A 20,982-nucleotide genomic window follows, 5' to 3' on the forward strand; every position below is an offset into this window, starting at 1 on the left:
GGTGGTCTGCCTCGCATAACGCGGTTTGAAAATGGATTGAAGCCCGGGCCGTGGATTCTACTCGGCTTTGGTCTTTTGAGAAAGACTCCGGGATCCTGAGTATTAAAAAGAAGATCTTTATATAGAGATCTGTTCTATTGTGATCTCTTATTAGGATCGACTCTCTTTGTGGATAAGTCGGATCCACGAAGTAAGATCAAAAGCTTAGGAAGGATCACTATCTGTGAATGATCGGTGATCCTGGTCCGTATAAGCTGGGATCAGAATGAAGGGTTATGCACAGCTCAAAAACCATACTCCGGTTATTCTTTGGATAACTACCGGTTGATCCAAGCTTTTAAGCATGGTTATCCACAGAAGAACGGACGATCTTTACAATTCTCAGAGCAAATTTTTCCAGGATCCCAGCCAGATTTCCGCCGGATCCTCCGGAATTTCATGTTCCAGCACGTTGATCTTCAGGGTCTCGCCGATCTGTTTTGCCCCGCAGGCCTTCAGCGCCGCTTCTAATTTATCGATCGCGCCGCAAAAAGTGTCGTATTCACGGCTGCCGATCCCGATGGCGCCAAAGCGCACGGCGGAAAGATCGGCCTGCTGCGCCAGCAGTGCGTCATAGAAGGGAACCAGGTTGTCGGGAATGTCGCCGGCGCCATGGGTGGAAGAGATAACTAACCAGATCCCTTGCGCCTGCAGATCGTCCACCAGCGGGCCGTGCTGGATTTCAGTGCTGTAGCCTGCTTCTTCCAGCTTTTCTGCCAGATGCTCCGCTACGTATTCCGCACTGCCCAGGGTGCTGCCGCTGATAAGTGTAATGTCTGCCATAGATCGCCGATCGCCCGCTCAACTGTTCAGAGTGGCGTATTGTACGCTGTGAGCGAGCTGGGATCTACCTGTGGAAAAATGTGGGATTAAAAAAAACGATCAGGGCTTAATGGTGCGCATGATCGGGTTCTGCAGCACGATCAGGGTTTCAGTGGACTGAATTTCATCAATTGTTTGGATCTTGTTGATAAGTACCTGCTGCAGGGCATCGATGGATTTACACATCACCTTAATAAAGATGCTGTAGTGACCGGTGGTGTAGTAAGCCTCGGTCACCTCCTCCAGGCTTTCCAGGCGGGCGAGGGCGGAGGGATAGTCTTTGGCGCTCTTGAGAATAATGCCGATGAAGCAGCCGACGTCATAGCCCAGCTGTTTGGGGCTGACGTCAATGCGCGCGCCAGTAATGATGCCCGCCTGTTTCATCTTTTCGACGCGCACATGAATAGTACCCGGGCTGACGCTGAATTGTTTGGCCAGTTCGGCATAGGCGGTACGGGCGTTGGCCATGAGCGCATCGAGAATGCCGCGGTCCAGATTGTCGATCTGATAATTTTCCATATCTTTTTCTTATGAAGTTTGACGGTTCTTACTATTTTAGCTCTATATTTTGTTGAATTAAAAGTTGACGAGCCTTTTTATTGATTGATTATTGTATTGGCGGCCTGTTTTGTTGCTTAATCAATGGCAACAGGACGCAGGAGTCATAAAAATGAAAACCGCTTATATCGCAAAACAACGCCAGATCAGTTTCGTTAAATCCCATTTTTCCCGTCAGCTGGAAGAGAAGCTTGGCCTGATTGAAGTCCAGGCGCCAATCTTAAGCCGCGTGGGCGATGGGACGCAGGATAACTTGTCCGGCTGCGAGAAAGCGGTTCAGGTGAAAGTGAAAACACTGCCCGACGCCCAGTTCGAAGTGGTTCATTCGCTGGCGAAATGGAAGCGTCAAACCCTGGGACAACACGACTTCAGCGCGGGCGAAGGGCTGTACACGCACATGAAGGCCCTTCGCCCCGATGAAGACCGTCTTACGCCGATCCACTCCGTCTATGTCGACCAGTGGGACTGGGAGCGGGTGATGGGGGATGAAGAGCGCCACGTCGGCACGCTGAAGGCGACCGTCGAAGCGATCTACGCCGGGATCAAAGCCACCGAGCTGGCGGTCAGCCAGGAATTTGGCCTGACACCGTTCCTGCCGGAACAGATCCACTTTGTTCACAGCCAGGCGCTGCTGAGTCGCTATCCGGATCTTGATGCCAAAGGCCGCGAGCGAGCGATTGCCAAAGAGCTGGGCGCCGTCTTCTTAATCGGCATCGGCGGCAAACTCTCTGATGGCAAGCGCCATGATGTACGTGCCCCGGATTATGATGACTGGAGCACTGAGCTTTCTGAAGGCTTTGCCGGACTGAACGGCGATATCCTGGTGTGGAACCCGGTGCTGGAAGATGCGTTCGAGATCTCATCAATGGGGATCCGCGTTGACGCCGCGGCGCTAAAACGCCAGCTGGCGCTGACTGGCGACGAAGATCGCCTGCAACTGGAGTGGCACCAGGCGCTGCTGCGCGGCGAGATGCCGCAGACTATCGGCGGCGGCATTGGCCAGTCTCGCCTGACGATGCTGCTGCTGCAGCTCGACCATATCGGCCAGGTGCAGTGCGGCGTATGGCCGGCACAGGTTCGCGAAAGCGTTCCCGCGCTGCTGTAACGATTAGCGCCGCCAGCGTCGCAGCAGGCGGCTACGCAACCCGGTATCAAAGCGCCAGATATGATCGAAGATGCGCATGATGCCGGGTTTGCCGTGTACCGACATCGCCACCGCGTGAAAACGGTGCTGATGCTTTCGCTGTAGCTCCCCCACCTGCGCAATCACCTCATCCGGCAACCGCTGGGCAATAAAGTCTGAGATCACCACGGCATCCGCATCCACCCACTGCGGGTTTTGCAGACGTTCAATAATGGCGCGAAAACAGCTGGCCAGATCGGTGCCGCCGCGAAAGCGCTGGCTCAGAAAGCGGATCGCCTGCTCCAGGCCGCCCTCGCAGGTCAGTTCGTAGTGCACCACTTCGCTGGAGAACAGCATAATAAAGCAGCGGCGGTTATCCGCCAGCGCGACGCGCATCAGGGCCAGACAAAAGGCTTTGGCGCACTGCTCGTTAAAACCGCCCATCGATCCTGACGTATCGACGCAGACAATAAAGGGCCCGCGAGGCTGTTCATCAAAATCCTGCCGCGTCACCGGGCGTTCGGTGATTTTTTCGCGCCAGGCGTCACCGTGCAGCCGGTAAGTCAGGAGCTGTTTCTCCACCAGCTTGCGATAAAATTCAAACTCCAGCTCCGTGATGCCGAGCGTCGCCAGCTCCGGCGGCAGCAGGCGCAGAATGTCATCGCTCTGCTGGAGGCCGTCGACCTGTTCCGGCACCGTCGCTGGCTCGCGCACCAGGCTACGGAAGGTCTCCATCGGCGCGTCTTTCTTCGGCACGGATTTCGCTTCCCGTGAACGCCCCAACTGTTCCGCCAGCTGCAGCAGCTCCGGCTGCTGGTTAAGAAAATCGCCATAGCGCACGATCAGCTGATAGTCGCCACGTTTCAGTTCGCCGGCACTCATATCCCACAGGCGTCCGGCGGCGGTGTCATTCTCCGCCAGCACCGGATCGAGCTGACCGCTGAGTGTCATTCGTTCCTGGACCTCACTAAGCAACTGATCGCGCTCCTCATCCAGCAACTGCTGGTTAAGGCTGGTGGCTTGCACCACCAGGCTCAGGCGCCAGCGCTGTAAAAACAGCGTATGCAGCGCCGGGGTAAAGGTAGCATTGTCGTCCACCAGCTTCTGCGCCTGGGCGGCAAAAGGGGACTGGAGCTGGTGCAGCTTGCCGAGGATCTGCGGTAGCTGGACGATAAACTGTGAGGTAGAGAGCAGTTGAGCCTGCTGATAGGTTTGTACTTCGGCGTCCAGATCCGGCGGGATGTTAACCTCTTTTAAGCGGGCGCGAACGGCTTCCCGCCAGCGCGGAATATCCGCCGCGATGATGTTTTTCAGGCGGGGAAATTTCTCAAAGAAAACCGCCAGCTGCGGAGAGGCCAGCAGCGCCAGCAGCATCTCCTCGATCATTCCCTCTTCGCTGACTGCCAGCATGACATTCAGCATATCGAGCGTCATGGCTGTTTCGCCTGTTTAATCTGCGCGCCGACGTCCTGCAGGCTGGCTTCGATTCTTCCCAGCCACTCGACCGGGATAAACAGGCACTTCTGCTGCTCGCTGAAGCGGTTATGTTGCTGGTGCCACTCATCGTCCAGCGCCTCCAGCTGCTGGCGAATTTCCGCCGGCATGTTCTCCTGCGACGCGCTGCCGGGCAGCGCGAGGCGTGAGCCCTGCAGGCTGACGTCGCGAACGACCAGATGCTGGCTGGTGTCGACATCCATATTGAGCAGTTGGGCAAAGCCGATCCCGTTGAGCTTGCCGCGGATCTCGCCGCCTTTTTCCAGCCAGCTGGCTAACGCCTCGCGCTCAAAAGTAATGTGGATCACTTCCATATCGTGAAGTTTGAGCGGCTGCTGCAGCAGCAGGGTCAGGGTGGATCCCTGGATCTCCGCCGGCAGCTCATAGTGCGGCTTGCGGCTAAACATGCCGCCAAGGCGGGTGACCTTTAGCGCCGTTTTGTCACTTTGCTGCTGTTGGATCTGAATGCGTCGCTGCACAATCGCCCCGAGCCGCGTCAGCATTGCCTGCTGCTGCCAGGCGTGGCAGGTCATCAGCGTTTCCAGCTGCTGCGACATCAGGTGCATGCTCTCGACGTTGTGCCACAGACAATCTTTCAGCAGGATAAGATCTATCGGCGCGATGCTGTCGCGGCCGCTGAAGAAGGCGCTGGCCTGCAGCAGGCGAATGGCCTTTTTCCAGCGACGATCTGAAACGTACGGCGCGTTTGGCAGGGCATCCAGCTGCTGGCGCAGCTGGAATATCAGCTCAAACACCGCGTCCGGTAGTTTGATATTGCCGATCTGCTGCTGCCATTGCGTAAACTCCTCGTCGCTTACCTGCAGCGCGCTGGGCACCGGATTGCTGTTTTCATCCTGCTGGCTGACCAGCATGGAACGGAAATTTCCTTTATCCTGCACTTTATCAAGCCACAGACGGATCAGCATTCGGTCATACAGCGCTTCCAGGCTGCTGTCGGCTTCGGGGAGTTCGTTCGAGGCGGCCACCAGCAGGCGCATCGGGATTTTCTCTTCGTGAGCGCCATTGCGGAAGTGACGTTCATTAATCGCCGTCAGCAGGGTGTTGAGGATAGCCGGACCCGCTTTCCATATTTCATCGAGGAACACGATTTCTGCTTCCGGCAGGTAGCCGGCGGTTAAACGCTCGTAGCGCCCTTCATCTTTCAGCGCCTGAATGGACAGTGGGCCAAAAACCTCTTCCGGGGTGGAAAAGCGGGTCATCAGGTATTCAAAAGCGCGCGCCTGCTGGAAGGCGAACTTGAGGCGGCGGGCAATCAGGCTTTTGGCGATCCCCGGCGGACCGAGCAAAAATACGCTCTCGCCGCTGAGCGCCGCCAGCAGGCACAGGCGTATCGCGTGGCTGCGTTCAAAGAGTCCTTTTTCGAGTGCCGCGCTGAGTCGGGAAATTCTTTCAGCCAGTAAATGTGTTTGAGCCATAATTGAGTTGCGTGCTTTGTCATGTATCGTTATTGGGACGAGTATAGATGTTAGAGCAGGGGCGGTAATAGCCTGAAGAATCGATTTATTTTTTTTGAGCCAGGTTAATATGGTGTCTGTTAGGGGTACGATTTCACAAATAATCGTGCATACTGTGCGCTTTTTGTGGGCCAAGGGACTAGGCACACATTTGTTTTATAAACGAAAAGACTAGTCTATGAGCACTGATAATAAACAATCGTTGCCGGCGTTAACGCTGGCGGCCATCGGCGTGGTGTACGGTGATATCGGTACCAGTCCACTGTATACCCTGCGTGAATGCCTGTCAGGTCAGTTTGGCTTTGGCGTTGAGCGCGATGCCGTTTTTGGCTTTTTGTCGCTGATTTTCTGGCTGTTAATCTTTACCGTATCGATTAAATACATCACCTTCGTGATGCGGGCGGATAACGCCGGGGAAGGCGGGATCTTAACGCTGATGTCACTGGCCGGACGCAATACCTCGGCGCGGATGACCTCTGTGCTGGTGATCCTCGGCCTGATCGGCGGCAGTTTCTTCTATGGCGAAGTGGTGATAACCCCGGCGATTTCGGTCATGTCGGCGATAGAGGGGTTAGAAATTATCGCCCCGCAGCTCGATAGCTGGATTGTGCCGATCTCCATTATCGTGCTTACCCTGCTGTTTATGATCCAGAAGCACGGGACCGGGATGGTCGGCAAGCTGTTTGCGCCGATTATGCTGATCTGGTTCCTGTTGCTGGCGGTGCTTGGCGCGCGAAGCATTTACGCTAACCCGGAAGTTCTGCAGGCGCTGAACCCCTACTGGGCGGTGCACTTCTTCCTGCAGTACAAGACCGTTTCCTTTATTGCGCTTGGCGCGGTGGTGCTGTCGATTACCGGGGTGGAAGCGCTGTACGCCGATATGGGGCACTTCGGCAAACTGCCGATCCGCGTCGCCTGGTTCTCCGTCGTACTGCCTTCGCTGGTGCTGAACTATTTTGGCCAGGGGGCATTGCTGCTTAAGCATCCGGAAGCGATTAAAAACCCGTTCTTCCTGCTGGCGCCGGAGTGGGCGCTGATCCCGATGCTGATTATCGCCACGCTGGCGACGGTTATCGCCTCGCAGGCGGTGATCTCCGGGGTCTTCTCCTTAACCCGTCAGGCGGTGCGTCTGGGCTATCTGTCGCCGATGCGCATCATCCACACCTCGGAAATGGAGTCCGGGCAGATCTATATCCCGTTTATTAACTGGCTGCTGTATGTCTCGGTAGTGATCGTCATCGTCAGCTTCGAGCACTCCTCTAACCTGGCGGCGGCGTACGGTATCGCGGTAACGGGCACCATGGTGCTGACCTCCATCCTTTCGGCAACGGTGGCGCGCAAAAACTGGCACTGGAATAAGCTGTTCGTTGGGCTGATGCTGGTGGCCTTCCTGTGCATTGATGTTCCGCTGTTCTCGGCGAACCTCGATAAGATTGTCTCCGGCGGCTGGCTGCCGTTATCCCTGGGTCTGGTGATGTTTACGGTGATGACCACCTGGAAGAGCGAGCGCTTCCGCCTGCTGCGTCGGATGCACGAGCACGGCAACTCGCTGGAAGCGATGATCTCTTCACTGGAGAAATCGCCGCCGGTACGCGTCCCGGGTACCGCGGTGTATATGTCCCGCGCCCTGAACGTGATCCCGTTTGCCCTGCTGCATAACCTGAAGCACAACAAGGTGCTGCATGAGCGAGTGATCCTCCTGACCCTGCGCACCGAGGACGCGCCTTACGTGCATAACGTTCGCCGGGTGCAGATTGAGCAGCTGTCGCCCTCGTTCTGGCGGGTGGTGGCCAGCTACGGCTGGCGGGAAACGCCAAATGTCGAAGAGGTGTTCCATCGCTGTGGCCTGGAAGGACTCAGCTGCCGGATGATGGAGACCTCGTTCTTTATGTCCCATGAGTCGTTGATTATCGGCAAACGGCCGTGGTATCTGCGTCTGCGCGGCAAGCTTTATCTGCTGTTGCAGCGTAACGCCCTGCGCGCGCCGGATCAGTTTGAAATCCCGCCAAACCGGGTTATCGAGCTCGGTACTCAGGTCGAAATCTGATGTCAAAAAAGCCCTTCCGTTGCGAAGGGCTTTTTGTTTCTCACTCCGTTTGTCATGTCCTGTCGCTGTCTCGCGAAACGTTTCGATGGCGATCACATTTCTCTCTTCTGGTGATGGTTTTCTGCTCACACATTGATAATAATTATTGTAGCGAAACGTTTCGCTAGTGGAGCAAAAGAGAAAAAATGAAAAAAGGCACCGTACTTAACGCTGATATTTCCGCGGTCATCTCCCGCCTGGGTCACACCGATACGCTGGTGGTCTGCGATGCCGGATTGCCGGTTCCCCGCAGCAGCGCGCGCATCGATATGGCGTTAACCCAGGGCGTACCTTCATTTATGCAGGTTCTGGAAGTGGTGACGACGGAAATGCAGGTTGAAGCGGCTGTCATCGCGGAGGAAATTAAGACGCATAATCCGCAGCTCCACGCGACGTTGCTCAACCATCTTGAGCAGCTGCAGCAGCACCAGGGAAATACCATTGAAATTCGTTACACCAGTCATGAGCAGTTCAAAAAACAAACCGCAGACAGTCAGGCGGTAATTCGCAGCGGGGAGTGTTCCCCGTTCGCGAATATCATTCTCTGTGCCGGCGTTACGTTCTGAGGTCGCCGTCATGGAAGCCTTATTGCAACTGAAAGGGATCGATAAAGCGTTCCCTGGCGTCAAGGCGCTCTCCGGCGCCTCGCTGAATGTCTATCCTGGCCGGGTGATGGCGCTGGTGGGTGAGAACGGCGCCGGTAAATCCACCATGATGAAAGTGCTGACCGGGATCTACACCCGTGACGCCGGCGCTTTATTATGGCTCGGTAAAGAGACCACCTTTAACGGCCCAAAATCTTCCCAGGAAGCCGGGATCGGCATTATCCATCAGGAACTGAACCTGATCCCGCAGTTGACGATCGCCGAGAACATCTTCCTTGGCCGCGAGTTCGTTAACCGCTTTGGCAAAATCGACTGGAAGCGGATGTATGCCGAAGCCGACAAGCTGCTGGCGAAGCTGAATCTCCGTTTTACCAGCCAGAAGCTGGTGGGCGATCTGTCGATTGGCGATCAGCAAATGGTGGAGATCGCCAAAGTGCTGAGCTTCGAGTCGAAGGTCATCATTATGGATGAACCGACCGACGCGCTGACCGATACCGAAACCGAATCGCTGTTCCGCGTGATCCGCGAACTAAAATCGCAGGGGCGCGGCATCGTCTACATCTCCCACCGCATGAAAGAGATCTTCGAGATTTGCGACGACGTGACCGTGTTCCGCGACGGGCAGTTTATCGCCGAACGTGAGGTCTCTTCGCTGGATGAAGACCGTCTGATCGAAATGATGGTTGGCCGGAAGCTGGAAGATCAGTATCCGCATCTGGCTAAGGCGCCGGGCGCGGTGCGTCTGAAAGTCGATAATCTCTGCGGCCCGGGCGTGGAAAACGTGACCTTTACCCTGCGCCAGGGGGAAATCCTCGGCGTCGCCGGGCTGATGGGCGCCGGGCGGACCGAGCTGATGAAAGTGTTGTATGGCGCACTGCCGCGCAGCAGCGGCTCTGTGACGCTCGACGGTCACGAAGTGGTGACCCGTTCGCCGCAGGATGGTCTGGCGAACGGCATTGTCTATATCTCCGAAGACCGTAAGCGCGACGGCTTAGTGCTCGGGATGTCGGTAAAAGAAAATATGTCCCTGACCGCCTTGCGCTACTTTAGCCGGACGGGAGGGAGCCTCAAGCATAAAGATGAACAGCAGGCGGTCAGTGATTTCATCCGGCTGTTTAACGTGAAAACGCCGTCCATGGAGCAGGCGATCGGCCTGCTCTCCGGCGGCAACCAGCAAAAGGTCGCCATCGCCCGCGGGCTGATGACCCGGCCGAAGGTCCTGATCCTCGATGAGCCGACCCGTGGCGTCGACGTCGGGGCGAAGAAAGAGATCTACCAGCTCATCAATCAGTTCAAAGCCGATGGCCTGAGCATCATTCTGGTCTCCTCCGAGATGCCGGAAGTGTTGGGCATGAGCGATCGCATCATAGTGATGCATGAAGGGCATCTCGGCGGTGAATTCACACGCGAGCAGGCCACCCAGGAAGTATTGATGGCTGCCGCTGTGGGCAAGCTTAACCGTGTGAATCAGGAGTAAGAAAGATGACAACCCAGGCTGTTTCTGGTCGCCGTTATTTCACGAAAGCGTGGCTGATGGAGCAAAAATCGCTGATTGCCCTGCTGGTGCTGATCGCGGTGGTATCGACCATGAGCCCCAACTTTTTTACCGTCAATAACCTGTTCAATATTCTGCAGCAGACCTCCGTTAACGCCATTATGGCGGTAGGGATGACGTTGGTCATACTGACCTCGGGGATCGACCTGTCCGTCGGTTCCCTGCTGGCGCTCACCGGCGCGGTGGCGGCGTCGATCGTTGGCATTGAGGTGAATGCGCTGGTGGCGGTCGCTGCTGCCCTCGCATTAGGTGCGGCGATCGGCGCAGTCACCGGGGTGATTGTGGCGAAAGGCCGCGTGCAGGCTTTCATCGCCACCCTGGTGATGATGCTGCTGCTGCGCGGCGTGACCATGGTGTACACCAACGGCAGCCCGATCAATACCGGCTTTAGCGATAATGCCGATCTGTTCGGCTGGTTTGGTATCGGGCGTCCGCTGGGGATCCCGACGCCGGTATGGATCATGGCGATTGTCTTCCTGGCGGCCTGGTACATGCTGCACCATACTCGCCTGGGCCGTTATATCTATGCCCTTGGCGGTAATGAGGCAGCGACGCGTCTGTCCGGGATTAGCGTCAATAAAGTCAAAATTATCGTTTACGCGTTGTGCGGGATGCTGGCGTCGCTGGCCGGGATTATCGAAGTGGCGCGCCTCTCCTCCGCACAGCCAACGGCCGGGACAGGCTATGAGCTGGACGCCATTGCGGCAGTCGTGCTCGGTGGCACCAGCCTGGCGGGCGGCAAAGGACGCATTGTCGGCACGCTGATTGGCGCGCTGATCCTTGGCTTCCTGAATAATGGTTTGAACCTTTTAGGCGTTTCTTCCTATTACCAGATGATCGTTAAAGCGGTGGTGATTTTGCTGGCGGTACTGGTAGATAACAAAAAGCAGTAACTGAGAACTCTACAGGACATCTTAACTATGAATATGAAAAAACTGGCGACCCTGGTCTCTGCTGTTGCGCTAAGTGCGACCGTTAGCGCGAACGCGATGGCCAAAGACACCATCGCTCTGGTTATCTCTACTCTCAACAACCCGTTTTTCGTGTCTCTGAAAGACGGCGCGCAAAAAGAAGCTGACAAACTGGGCTACAACCTGGTGGTGCTCGATTCCCAGAACAACCCGGCGAAAGAGTTGGCTAACGTTCAGGATTTAACGGTGCGCGGCGCGAAGCTGTTGCTGATCAACCCCACCGACTCTGATGCCGTCGGCAATGCTGTGAAGATGGCGAACCAGGCAAAAATCCCGGTCATCACCCTTGACCGTCAGGCGACAAAAGGCGATGTCGTGAGCCACATCGCCTCTGACAACGTGCAGGGCGGAAAAATGGCGGGCGATTACATCGCGAAAAAGCTGGGTGAAAGTGCGAAAGTTATTGAGCTGCAGGGCATTGCCGGGACTTCCGCGGCGCGCGAGCGTGGCGAAGGCTTCAAACAGGCTGTGGCGGCGCACAAGTTCAATGTTCTGGCCAGCCAGCCGGCCGATTTCGACCGTACCAAAGGGCTGAACGTGATGCAGAACCTGCTGACCGCCCATCCTGACGTCCAGGCGGTGTTCGCGCAGAATGATGAAATGGCGCTCGGCGCCCTGCGCGCGCTGCAGACCGCAGGCAAGTCCGATGTGATGGTGGTTGGATTTGACGGCACTCCGGATGGCGAAAAAGCAGTAAACAGTGGCAAACTGGCGGCGACCGTCGCACAGTTGCCGGAGCAGATCGGCGCGAAAGGCGTTGAGACTGCTGATAAGGTACTGAAGGGCGAAAAAGTGGAGGCTAACTACCCGGTTGAGCTGAAGCTGGTCGTTAAGCAGTAATATGCGATTCGGACTGGCAACGGTCCGAGGGACAATATAAAAAAGAAAAGCAGGGCATGCGCCACCGGATCCCGGTGGCGCGCTTTCCCGGGAACAGAAACGATGAAAACTGCAGGCAAACTTGTCGTCCTTGGCAGCATCAATGCCGATCACATTCTCAACCTTGACGCTTTCCCGTCACCGGGTGAAACCGTCACCGGCAACCACTACCAGCTGGCGTTCGGGGGGAAAGGGGCCAACCAGGCGGTGGCCGCCGGGCGCAGCGGGGCGGATATCGCGTTTATCGCCTGCACCGGCGATGACGACATCGGTGAACGCATCCGCCGCCAGCTGGCAAGCGATAAAATCGATGTGGCGCCTGTGCGCGCGGTCGCCGGGGAAGCAACCGGCGTGGCGTTAATCTTCGTTAACGCCGAAGGTGAGAATGTCATCGGTATTCATGCCGGCGCCAATGCGGCATTATCCGTCGCTCAGGTAGAGGCGGAAAAAGCGCGGATCGCCAGCGCGCAGGCGTTGTTGATGCAGCTCGAGTCACCGCTGGAGAGCGTGCTGGCGGCGGCGAAAATCGCCCATCACCATCAGACCACCGTGGTGCTTAATCCCGCGCCAGCGCGTGAACTGTCCGATGAACTGCTGGCGCTGGTGGATATCATTACCCCCAACGAAACCGAAGCGGAAAAGCTGACGGGTATTCGCGTTGAGAGTGACGAGGATGCGGCAAAAGCCGCCGACGTGCTGCATGCCAAAGGCATTGGTACCGTGATGATCACCCTCGGCAGCCGCGGCGTCTGGCTCAGTGCCGAAGGCGAAAGCCGCCGGATCCCAGGGTTTCGTGTGCAGGCTATTGATACTATCGCCGCCGGCGACACCTTCAACGGCGCGCTGGTAACCGCGCTGCTGGAAGGGACCGACCTGCCGGAGGCGATCCGCTTTGCGCATGCCGCGGCGGCGATTGCCGTAACCCGCAAAGGCGCGCAGCCTTCCGTGCCGTGGCGCACAGAGATCGATGAATTTTTAGCGCAACAGGGGTAATGCTTGGCTACGATGAAAGATGTGGCCCGCGTAGCGGGCGTTTCCACATCGACGGTGTCACACGTCATCAATAAGGACCGCTTTGTCAGCGAGGCGATCACCGCCAAAGTCGACGCCGCGATCAAAAGCCTTAACTACGCCCCCTCTGCGCTGGCGCGTAGCCTCAAGCTTAATCAAACCCGCACCATCGGCATGCTGATCACCGCCAGTACCAATCCGTTTTATTCGGAGCTGGTGCGGGGCGTGGAGCGCAGCTGCTTTGAGCGGGGTTATAGTCTCGTACTCTGTAATACGGAAGGTGATGAGCAGCGAATGAATCGTAATCTGGAGACGTTAATGCAAAAACGCGTCGATGGATTACTGCTGCTGTGCACTGAGACCCACCAACCCTCTCCGGAAATTATGCAGCGCTATCCGTCGGTTCCGACGGTCATGATGGACTGGGCGCCGTTTGATGGCGATAGCGATCTGATTCAGGATAACTCGCTGCTCGGTGGTGATATGGCGACCCAGTACCTGATCGATCAAGGGTATTCACACATCGCCTGCATTGCCGGCCCGCTGGATAAAACCCCGGCGCGTCTGCGCCTTGAAGGTTACCATGCCGCGATGGCGCGCTGCGGTCTGCCCGTAGCCGAGGGATACGTGGTGACCAGCGATTTTGAGTTTGGCGGCGGGTTTAGCGCGATGCAGCGGCTGCTGGCGTTGCCGCAGCGGCCGCAGGCGGTGTTTGTCGGTAACGATGCCATGGCGGTTGGCGCTTATCAGGCGTTATACCAGGCCGGGCTGCAGATCCCGCAGGATATGGCGCTGGTGGGTTACGATGATATTGAACTGGCTCGCTATATGACGCCGCCGTTGACCACCATTCATCAACCGAAAGATGAGCTGGGGGAACTGGCCATCGACGTGCTGATCCATCGCATGGCCGACCCGCAGCAAAAACAGCAGCGCGTACAGTTAACCCCGGAGCTGGTGGTCCGCGGTTCCGCTTAGCGTTTGTGCCGCTCGCTAATCAGGTTGCGGCCATCCTTCGCTCTTAACAGCATAAACATCAGCGCCGACACGATGGTTATCACGCCCATGGTAATAAAGGTGTAGTGAAACTGCTCTACGGTGCTGGCGCTGTCAAAACCTTCATAGAAGCGCAGCACCGCAGCGCTGATGGCCACCCCGAGACTGATGGAAAGCTGCTGGGTGACGGCCAGCAGGCTGTTGCCGCTGCTGGCATTGTCATCCGTCAGATCGGCCAGGGTAATGGTATTCATGGCGGTAAACTGCGTGGACATCGCCATCCCCAGCACGAACAGCGGCAGAAGAAGCATCCACAGCGGCATTTCTGGCGACTGCAGCGAGAACTGGGCAATCATAAGGCCAATAAACACGGTGATCCCCACCAGGGTCTTACGATAGCCAAACCAGCGCAGCACCTGGGTAACGGTAGATTTCGCAATAATCGAGCCGATAGCGGTGGGGGCGATCATACAGCCGGCGATAATAGCCGGATAGCCGAAGCCAACCTGTAGCATGAGCGGCATCAGAAACGGCACGCAACCGGTACCCAACCGCGTGGCAAGGTTGCCGGCAATGCCAACCGAGAACGTATGGGTCTTAAATAAAGAGAGCGAGATAAGCGGCGCAGGATGGCGGCGCGCGTGACGGACATAGGCCAGGAGCAATATCAGACTGACGGCGATCACCGCCAGCGCCAGCCATGTCGCCACAATTTTTTCGCCAAACAGTTCAATACCGCTGGAAAATAACACCAGGCTTAAGCCAAATAACAGAAAACCGGTTATATCGAAGCGTCGGCGCGGCGTTGTGAAATTTGGCATGTATTTACGGGCGTACAGAATGCCGATCACGCCGATGGGTATGTTTATCAGGAAAATCCAATGCCAGCTGGCCCAGGTAACAAATACCCCGCCGAGCACCGGACCCAGAATCGGTCCCACCAGTCCTGGCATGGTGACAAAGTTCAGAACCGGCAGCAGTTCGCTGCGCGGATAGGCGCGCAGGAGGGCCAGCCTCGCCACCGGCATCATCATCGCCCCGCCGATCCCCTGAATGACGCGAAAAATGACCAGTTCCGTTAATGAACTGGAGAGCGCGCAGGCGAGGGAGCCGAGAGTAAACAGGCTAACGGCGATGATAAAGACCCGACGCGTGCCGAAGCGATCGGCCAGCCAGCCGCTGACCGGGATCAGCATCGCCACCGTCAGCGTATAGCTGATGATGGCCGACTGCATTGCTAACGGGGAACGATTCAGGCTGTGGGCGATAGCCGGGAGGGCAGTGTTAAGAATGGTGGCATCCAGCGCCTGCATAAAGAAGGCCATCGCCGCAATCCACGGCAGGCCGGCCATGCTGCGCCCTTTTTTTCCGCTCATGCCAAATCCTTGTTATTGATTTACGTGGTGTGGGGCGTTTAGCAGCGCCTGGCAGGCAAGTAAGGCACCCGGCGCATCACTGTTGAGAATGGCATCGACAATCGCCTGGTGGAGATCGAGCTTCACCACTTCATTTTGCGTAATTGATGTGAAGTAAGTGTGGTAGACCGAATGAAATAAAGAAGCGAATGAGCTGAGGAAAGGATTACCGCTCATTTCATAGATATGTTCATGCCAGGCCATATCGACTGCTATCCAGCGATCGCGCTGAAAATGGCGTTTCAGGGCAATCATCTCTTCCATTAGGGTATTGAGCTGCGCTTTCTGCTCTGCGGTGCCGTGGGCGGCGGCGAGAAAACAGGCCTGTGGCTCCAGGCTGCTGCGCATGACGAGAAAGTGGCTCACCACCTCTTCGAAGTTATCTTCTGTTAGCCACCAGGAGAGGAGCTCTTTATCAAGGAAGTTCCAGCTGCTGCGCGGCATGACCCGGGTGCCAATGCGAGGGCGGGGCAGCAGCATGCCTTTTGCAGTGAGTGTCTTCACCGCTTCGCGGACGGCGGTACGACTCACGCCGAACTGCTCCCCTAACTCCATTTCGCCGGGAAGAATGCTTTCCGGCTGATATTCGCCAGTCAGTATTTTTTGGGCGAGCTTCTCGGCCAGTACCCAGGAGATGTTCTTTTGTGCCGCCAGTTGCTGTGCGCTTAAAGACATAAATGCCGTTCCTTTCTTTTCTCTACTCTAACAGTATGCCACCAGGCGCCCCGTTTCGTCGGTTAAAACAGCAAAACGGCGGTTTTTTGCGACATTCCTCGCCGCATTGTTGAAAAAAGAGACGGTTGAAAAGTTTTTTTGCATTTCCCCTTGTCACCTCGGAATTACTCCCTATAATGCGCCTCCACTGACACGGAACAACGGCAAGCAAGCCGCCGGGTCAGCGGGGTTCCGGTGAGAACCTCGCAGAGAAAAGCAAAAATAAATGCTTGACTCTGCAGCGGGAAAGCGTAATATGCACACCCCGCGCCGCAGCGAAAAACGAAGCGGCACTGCTCTTTAACAATTTATCAGACAATCTGTGTGGGCACTCAAAGTGACATGGATTCTTAATGTCTTCGGACAATAAATGAATACCAAGTCTCAAGAGTGAACACGTAATTCATTACGAAGTTTAATTCTTTGAGCATCAAACTTAAATTGAAGAGTTTGATCATGGCTCAGATTGAACGCTGGCGGCAGGCCTAACACATGCAAGTCGAGCGGTAGCACAGAGAGCTTGCTCTCGGGTGACGAGCGGCGGACGGGTGAGTAATGTCTGGGAAACTGCCTGATGGAGGGGGATAACTACTGGAAACGGTAGCTAATACCGCATAACGTCGCAAGACCAAAGTGGGGGACCTTCGGGCCTCATGCCATCAGATGTGCCCAGATGGGATTAGCTAGTAGGTGGGGTAACGGCTCACCTAGGCGACGATCCCTAGCTGGTCTGAGAGGATGACCAGCCACACTGGAACTGAGACACGGTCCAGACTCCTACGGGAGGCAGCAGTGGGGAATATTGCACAATGGGCGCAAGCCTGATGCAGCCATGCCGCGTGTATGAAGAAGGCCTTCGGGTTGTAAAGTACTTTCAGCGGGGAGGAAGGCGATAAGGTTAATAACCTTGTCGATTGACGTTACCCGCAGAAGAAGCACCGGCTAACTCCGTGCCAGCAGCCGCGGTAATACGGAGGGTGCAAGCGTTAATCGGAATTACTGGGCGTAAAGCGCACGCAGGCGGTCTGTCAAGTCGGATGTGAAATCCCCGGGCTCAACCTGGGAACTGCATTCGAAACTGGCAGGCTAGAGTCTTGTAGAGGGGGGTAGAATTCCAGGTGTAGCGGTGAAATGCGTAGAGATCTGGAGGAATACCGGTGGCGAAGGCGGCCCCCTGGACAAAGACTGACGCTCAGGTGCGAAAGCGTGGGGAGCAAACAGGATTAGATACCCTGGTAGTCCACGCCGTAAACGATGTCGATTTGGAGGTTGTGCCCTTGAGGCGTGGCTTCCGGAGCTAACGCGTTAAATCGACCGCCTGGGGAGTACGGCCGCAAGGTTAAAACTCAAATGAATTGACGGGGGCCCGCACAAGCGGTGGAGCATGTGGTTTAATTCGATGCAACGCGAAGAACCTTACCTGGTCTTGACATCCACAGAACTTGCCAGAGATGGCTTGGTGCCTTCGGGAACTGTGAGACAGGTGCTGCATGGCTGTCGTCAGCTCGTGTTGTGAAATGTTGGGTTAAGTCCCGCAACGAGCGCAACCCTTATCCTTTGTTGCCAGCGGTCCGGCCGGGAACTCAAAGGAGACTGCCAGTGATAAACTGGAGGAAGGTGGGGATGACGTCAAGTCATCATGGCCCTTACGACCAGGGCTACACACGTGCTACAATGGCATATACAAAGAGAAGCGACCTCGCGAGAGCAAGCGGACCTCATAAAGTATGTCGTAGTCCGGATTGGAGTCTGCAACTCGACTCCATGAAGTCGGAATCGCTAGTAATCGTAGATCAGAATGCTACGGTGAATACGTTCCCGGGCCTTGTACACACCGCCCGTCACACCATGGGAGTGGGTTGCAAAAGAAGTAGGTAGCTTAACCTTCGGGAGGGCGCTTACCACTTTGTGATTCATGACTGGGGTGAAGTCGTAACAAGGTAACCGTAGGGGAACCTGCGGTTGGATCACCTCCTTACCTTAAAGAAGCGTACTTTGAAGTGCTCACACAGATTGTCTGATAGAAAGTGAAAAGCAAGGCGTCTTGCGAAGCAGACTGATACGTCCCCTTCGTCTAGAGGCCCAGGACACCGCCCTTTCACGGCGGTAACAGGGGTTCGAATCCCCTAGGGGACGCCACTTGCTGGTTTGTGAGTGAAAGTCACCTGCCTTAATATCTCAAAACTCATCTTCGGGTGATGTTTGAGATATTTGCTCTTTAAAAATCTGGATCAAGCTGAAAATTGAAACACTGAACAACGAGAGTTGTTCGTGAGTCTCTCAAATTTTCGCAACACGATGATGGATCGCAAGAAACATCTTCGGGTTGTGAGGTTAAGCGACTAAGCGTACACGGTGGATGCCCTGGCAGTCAGAGGCGATGAAGGACGTGCTAATCTGCGATAAGCGTCGGTGAGGTGATATGAACCGTTATAACCGGCGATGTCCGAATGGGGAAACCCAGTGTGATTCGTCACACTATCATTAACTGAATCCATAGGTTAATGAGGCGAACCGGGGGAACTGAAACATCTAAGTACCCCGAGGAAAAGAAATCAACCGAGATTCCCCCAGTAGCGGCGAGCGAACGGGGAGGAGCCCAGAGCCTGAATCAGTGTGTGTGTTAGTGGAAGCGTCTGGAAAGGCGCGCGATACAGGGTGACAGCCCCGTACACAAAAATGCACATACTGTGAGCTCGATGAGTAGGGCGGGACACGTGGTATCCTGTCTGAATATGGGGGGACCATCCTCCAAGGCTAAATACTCCTGACTGACCGATAGTGAACCAGTACCGTGAGGGAAAGGCGAAAAGAACCCCGGCGAGGGGAGTGAAAAAGAACCTGAAACCGTGTACGTACAAGCAGTGGGAGCCTCTTAATGGGGTGACTGCGTACCTTTTGTATAATGGGTCAGCGACTTATATTCTGTAGCAAGGTTAACCGAATAGGGGAGCCGAAGGGAAACCGAGTCTTAACTGGGCGTTAAGTTGCAGGGTATAGACCCGAAACCCGGTTATCTAGCCATGGGCAGGTTGAAGGTTGGGTAACACTAACTGGAGGACCGAACCGACTAATGTTGAAAAATTAGCGGATGACTTGTGGCTGGGGGTGAAAGGCCAATCAAACCGGGAGATAGCTGGTTCTCCCCGAAAGCTATTTAGGTAGCGCCTCGTGAACTCATCTTCGGGGGTAGAGCACTGTTTCGGCTAGGGGGTCATCCCGACTTACCAACCCGATGCAAACTACGAATACCGAAGAATGTTATCACGGGAGACACACGGCGGGTGCTAACGTCCGTCGTGAAGAGGGAAACAACCCAGACCGCCAGCTAAGGTCCCAAAGTCATGGTTAAGTGGGAAACGATGTGGGAAGGCACAGACAGCCAGGATGTTGGCTTAGAAGCAGCCATCATTTAAAGAAAGCGTAATAGCTCACTGGTCGAGTCGGCCTGCGCGGAAGATGTAACGGGGCTAAACCATGCACCGAAGCTGCGGCAGCGACACTATGTGTTGTTGGGTAGGGGAGCGTTCTGTAAGCCTGCGAAGGTGACCTGTGAGGGTTGCTGGAGGTATCAGAAGTGCGAATGCTGACATAAGTAACGATAAAGCGGGTGAAAAGCCCGCTCGCCGGAAGACCAAGGGTTCCTGTCCAACGTTAATCGGGGCAGGGTGAGTCGACCCCTAAGGCGAGGCCGAAAGGCGTAGTCGATGGGAAACAGGTTAATATTCCTGTACTTGGTGTTACTGCGAAGGGGGGACGGAGAAGGCTATGTTAGCCGGGCGACGGTTGTCCCGGTTTAAGCATGTAGGCTGGTTATCCAGGCAAATCCGGATAATCAAGGCTGAGGTGTGATGACGAGGCACTACGGTGCTGAAGTAACAAATGCCCTGCTTCCAGGAAAAGCCTCTAAGCATCAGGTAACACGAAATCGTACCCCAAACCGACACAGGTGGTCAGGTAGAGAATACCAAGGCGCTTGAGAGAACTCGGGTGAAGGAACTAGGCAAAATGGTGCCGTAACTTCGGGAGAAGGCACGCTGGTGTGTAGGTGAAGCCCCTGCGGGTGGAGCTGAGACCAGTCGAAGATACCAGCTGGCTGCAACTGTTTATTAAAAACACAGCACTGTGCAAACACGAAAGTGGACGTATACGGTGTGACGCCTGCCCGGTGCCGGAAGGTTAATTGATGGGGTTATCCGTAAGGAGAAGCTCTTGATCGAAGCCCCGGTAAACGGCGGCCGTAACTATAACGGTCCTAAGGTAGCGAAATTCCTTGTCGGGTAAGTTCCGACCTGCACGAATGGCGTAATGATGGCCAGGCTGTCTCCACCCGAGACTCAGTGAAATTGAACTCGCTGTGAAGATGCAGTGTACCCGCGGCAAGACGGAAAGACCCCGTGAACCTTTACTATAGCTTGACACTGAACACTGGTCCTTGATGTGTAGGATAGGTGGGAGGCTTTGAAGTGTGGACGCCAGTCTGCATGGAGCCATCCTTGAAATACCACCCTTTAATGGCTGGTGTTCTAACGTGGGCCCGTAATCCGGGTTGCGGACAGTGTCTGGTGGGTAGTTTGACTGGGGCGGTCTCCTCCCAAAGAGTAACGGAGGAGCACGAAGGTTAGCTAATCCTGGTCGGACATCAGGAGGTTAGTGCAAAGGCATAAGCTAGCTTGACTGCGAGAGTGACGGCTCGAGCAGGTGCGAAAGCAGGTCTTAGTGATCCGGTGGTTCTGAATGGAAGGGCCATCGCTCAACGGATAAAAGGTACTCCGGGGATAACAGGCTGATACCGCCCAAGAGTTCATATCGACGGCGGTGTTTGGCACCTCGATGTCGGCTCATCACATCCTGGGGCTGAAGTAGGTCCCAAGGGTATGGCTGTTCGCCATTTAAAGTGGTACGCGAGCTGGGTTTAGAACGTCGTGAGACAGTTCGGTCCCTATCTGCCGTGGGCGCTGGAGAATTGAGGGGGGCTGCTCCTAGTACGAGAGGACCGGAGTGGACGCATCACTGGTGTTCGGGTTGTCATGCCAATGGCACTGCCCGGTAGCTAAATGCGGAAGAGATAAGTGCTGAAAGCATCTAAGCACGAAACTTGCCCCGAGATGAGTTCTCCCTGAGACTTTAAGTCTCCTGAAGGAACGTTGAAGACGACGACGTTGATAGGCCGGGTGTGTAAGCGCAGCGATGCGTTGAGCTAACCGGTACTAATGAACCGTGAGGCTTAACCTTACAA

General features: G+C 55.6%; 14 protein-coding genes, 1 tRNA gene and 2 rRNA genes. 11 read left to right on the forward strand and 6 right to left on the reverse strand.

The window, feature by feature from the left end; translation table 11 throughout:
- Positions 1-381: 381 nt before the first annotated feature.
- Together mioC and asnC are read right to left on the reverse strand one after the other, a co-directional pair.
- Entirely contained in the window at positions 382-822 is a 441-nt protein-coding gene (mioC, locus tag GQR96_RS00005) for an FMN-binding protein MioC (protein ID WP_017899651.1), read from the reverse strand.
- A gap of 99 nt (positions 823-921) precedes the next feature.
- A complete protein-coding gene (gene asnC / locus GQR96_RS00010; RefSeq protein ID WP_002882510.1) occupies positions 922-1,380 on the reverse strand; it encodes a transcriptional regulator AsnC in 459 nt (152 codons plus the stop codon).
- A gap of 151 nt (positions 1,381-1,531) precedes the next feature.
- On the opposite strand from asnC, the gene asnA reads away from it, so the two are divergent.
- Positions 1,532-2,524: an aspartate--ammonia ligase gene (gene asnA, locus GQR96_RS00015; protein WP_065904178.1), complete on the forward strand. Its 993-nt coding sequence runs from the start codon at positions 1,532-1,534 to the stop codon at positions 2,522-2,524.
- Positions 2,525-2,527: 3 nt separating this feature from the next.
- On the opposite strand, the gene viaA is transcribed toward asnA, so the two are convergent.
- Both viaA and ravA read right to left on the reverse strand, forming a co-directional pair.
- On the reverse strand, positions 2,528-3,976 hold the full coding sequence (gene viaA / locus GQR96_RS00020) for an ATPase RavA stimulator ViaA (protein WP_004202317.1): 1,449 nt from the start codon (positions 3,974-3,976) through the stop codon (positions 2,528-2,530).
- Positions 3,973-5,472 (reverse strand): ATPase RavA, encoded by a 1,500-nt coding sequence (ravA, locus tag GQR96_RS00025; RefSeq protein ID WP_004202318.1) that lies wholly within the window; start codon positions 5,470-5,472, stop codon positions 3,973-3,975. The genes viaA and ravA overlap by 4 nt, the downstream gene beginning before the upstream one ends.
- 217 nt (positions 5,473-5,689) lie before the next feature.
- Here ravA and kup point away from each other — a divergent pair, with 217 nt between their 5' ends.
- From kup to rbsR, 7 genes are all read left to right on the forward strand, one after another.
- Entirely contained in the window at positions 5,690-7,558 is a 1,869-nt protein-coding gene (kup, locus tag GQR96_RS00030; protein ID WP_004202319.1) for a low affinity potassium transporter Kup, read from the forward strand.
- A gap of 185 nt (positions 7,559-7,743) precedes the next feature.
- Positions 7,744-8,163 carry a D-ribose pyranase gene (gene rbsD, locus GQR96_RS00035; protein WP_004202320.1) on the forward strand — a complete coding sequence of 140 codons (420 nt, stop codon included), beginning with the start codon at positions 7,744-7,746 and terminating at the stop codon, positions 8,161-8,163.
- A gap of 10 nt (positions 8,164-8,173) precedes the next feature.
- Entirely contained in the window at positions 8,174-9,679 is a 1,506-nt protein-coding gene (gene rbsA, locus GQR96_RS00040) for a ribose ABC transporter ATP-binding protein RbsA (protein WP_004202321.1), read from the forward strand.
- A gap of 5 nt (positions 9,680-9,684) precedes the next feature.
- Positions 9,685-10,650, forward strand: a complete 966-nt coding sequence (rbsC, locus tag GQR96_RS00045; RefSeq protein WP_004202322.1) for a ribose ABC transporter permease — start codon at positions 9,685-9,687, stop codon at positions 10,648-10,650.
- Between the two features lie 27 nt (positions 10,651-10,677).
- On the forward strand, positions 10,678-11,568 hold the full coding sequence (gene rbsB / locus GQR96_RS00050; RefSeq protein ID WP_004202323.1) for a ribose ABC transporter substrate-binding protein RbsB: 891 nt from the start codon (positions 10,678-10,680) through the stop codon (positions 11,566-11,568).
- A 102-nt stretch (positions 11,569-11,670) separates the two neighbouring features.
- A complete protein-coding gene (gene rbsK / locus GQR96_RS00055; protein WP_032456777.1) occupies positions 11,671-12,600 on the forward strand; it encodes a ribokinase in 930 nt (309 codons plus the stop codon).
- Between the two features lie 3 nt (positions 12,601-12,603).
- Positions 12,604-13,596, forward strand: a complete 993-nt coding sequence (gene rbsR / locus GQR96_RS00060) for a ribose operon transcriptional repressor RbsR (protein WP_004202326.1) — start codon at positions 12,604-12,606, stop codon at positions 13,594-13,596.
- Here the strand turns inward: rbsR and mdtD are convergent.
- A complete protein-coding gene (gene mdtD / locus GQR96_RS00065) occupies positions 13,593-14,990 on the reverse strand; it encodes a multidrug transporter subunit MdtD (protein WP_004202328.1) in 1,398 nt (465 codons plus the stop codon). The two genes, rbsR and mdtD, sit on opposite strands and share 4 nt — an antisense overlap.
- Positions 14,991-15,002: 12 nt before the next feature.
- A complete protein-coding gene (locus GQR96_RS00070) occupies positions 15,003-15,704 on the reverse strand; it encodes a FadR/GntR family transcriptional regulator (protein ID WP_004202329.1) in 702 nt (233 codons plus the stop codon).
- A 477-nt stretch (positions 15,705-16,181) separates the two neighbouring features.
- Here GQR96_RS00070 and GQR96_RS00075 point away from each other — a divergent pair.
- The 3 genes from GQR96_RS00075 to GQR96_RS00085 all read left to right on the forward strand — a co-directional run bounded on the left by GQR96_RS00075 (position 16,182) and on the right by GQR96_RS00085 (position 20,978).
- Positions 16,182-17,721: ribosomal RNA gene (locus GQR96_RS00075) — 16S ribosomal RNA — on the forward strand.
- Positions 17,722-17,806: 85 nt separating this feature from the next.
- Positions 17,807-17,882, forward strand: a tRNA-Glu gene (locus tag GQR96_RS00080).
- Positions 17,883-18,075: 193 nt separating this feature from the next.
- Positions 18,076-20,978, forward strand: a 23S ribosomal RNA gene (locus GQR96_RS00085).
- The 16S and 23S rRNA genes sit together here with 1 tRNA gene alongside, the layout of an rRNA operon.
- Positions 20,979-20,982: the final 4 nt, after the last annotated feature.

It is taken from the genome of Klebsiella sp. PCX, assembly GCF_021869705.1.
Lineage (GTDB): Bacteria > Pseudomonadota > Gammaproteobacteria > Enterobacterales > Enterobacteriaceae > Klebsiella > Klebsiella quasipneumoniae.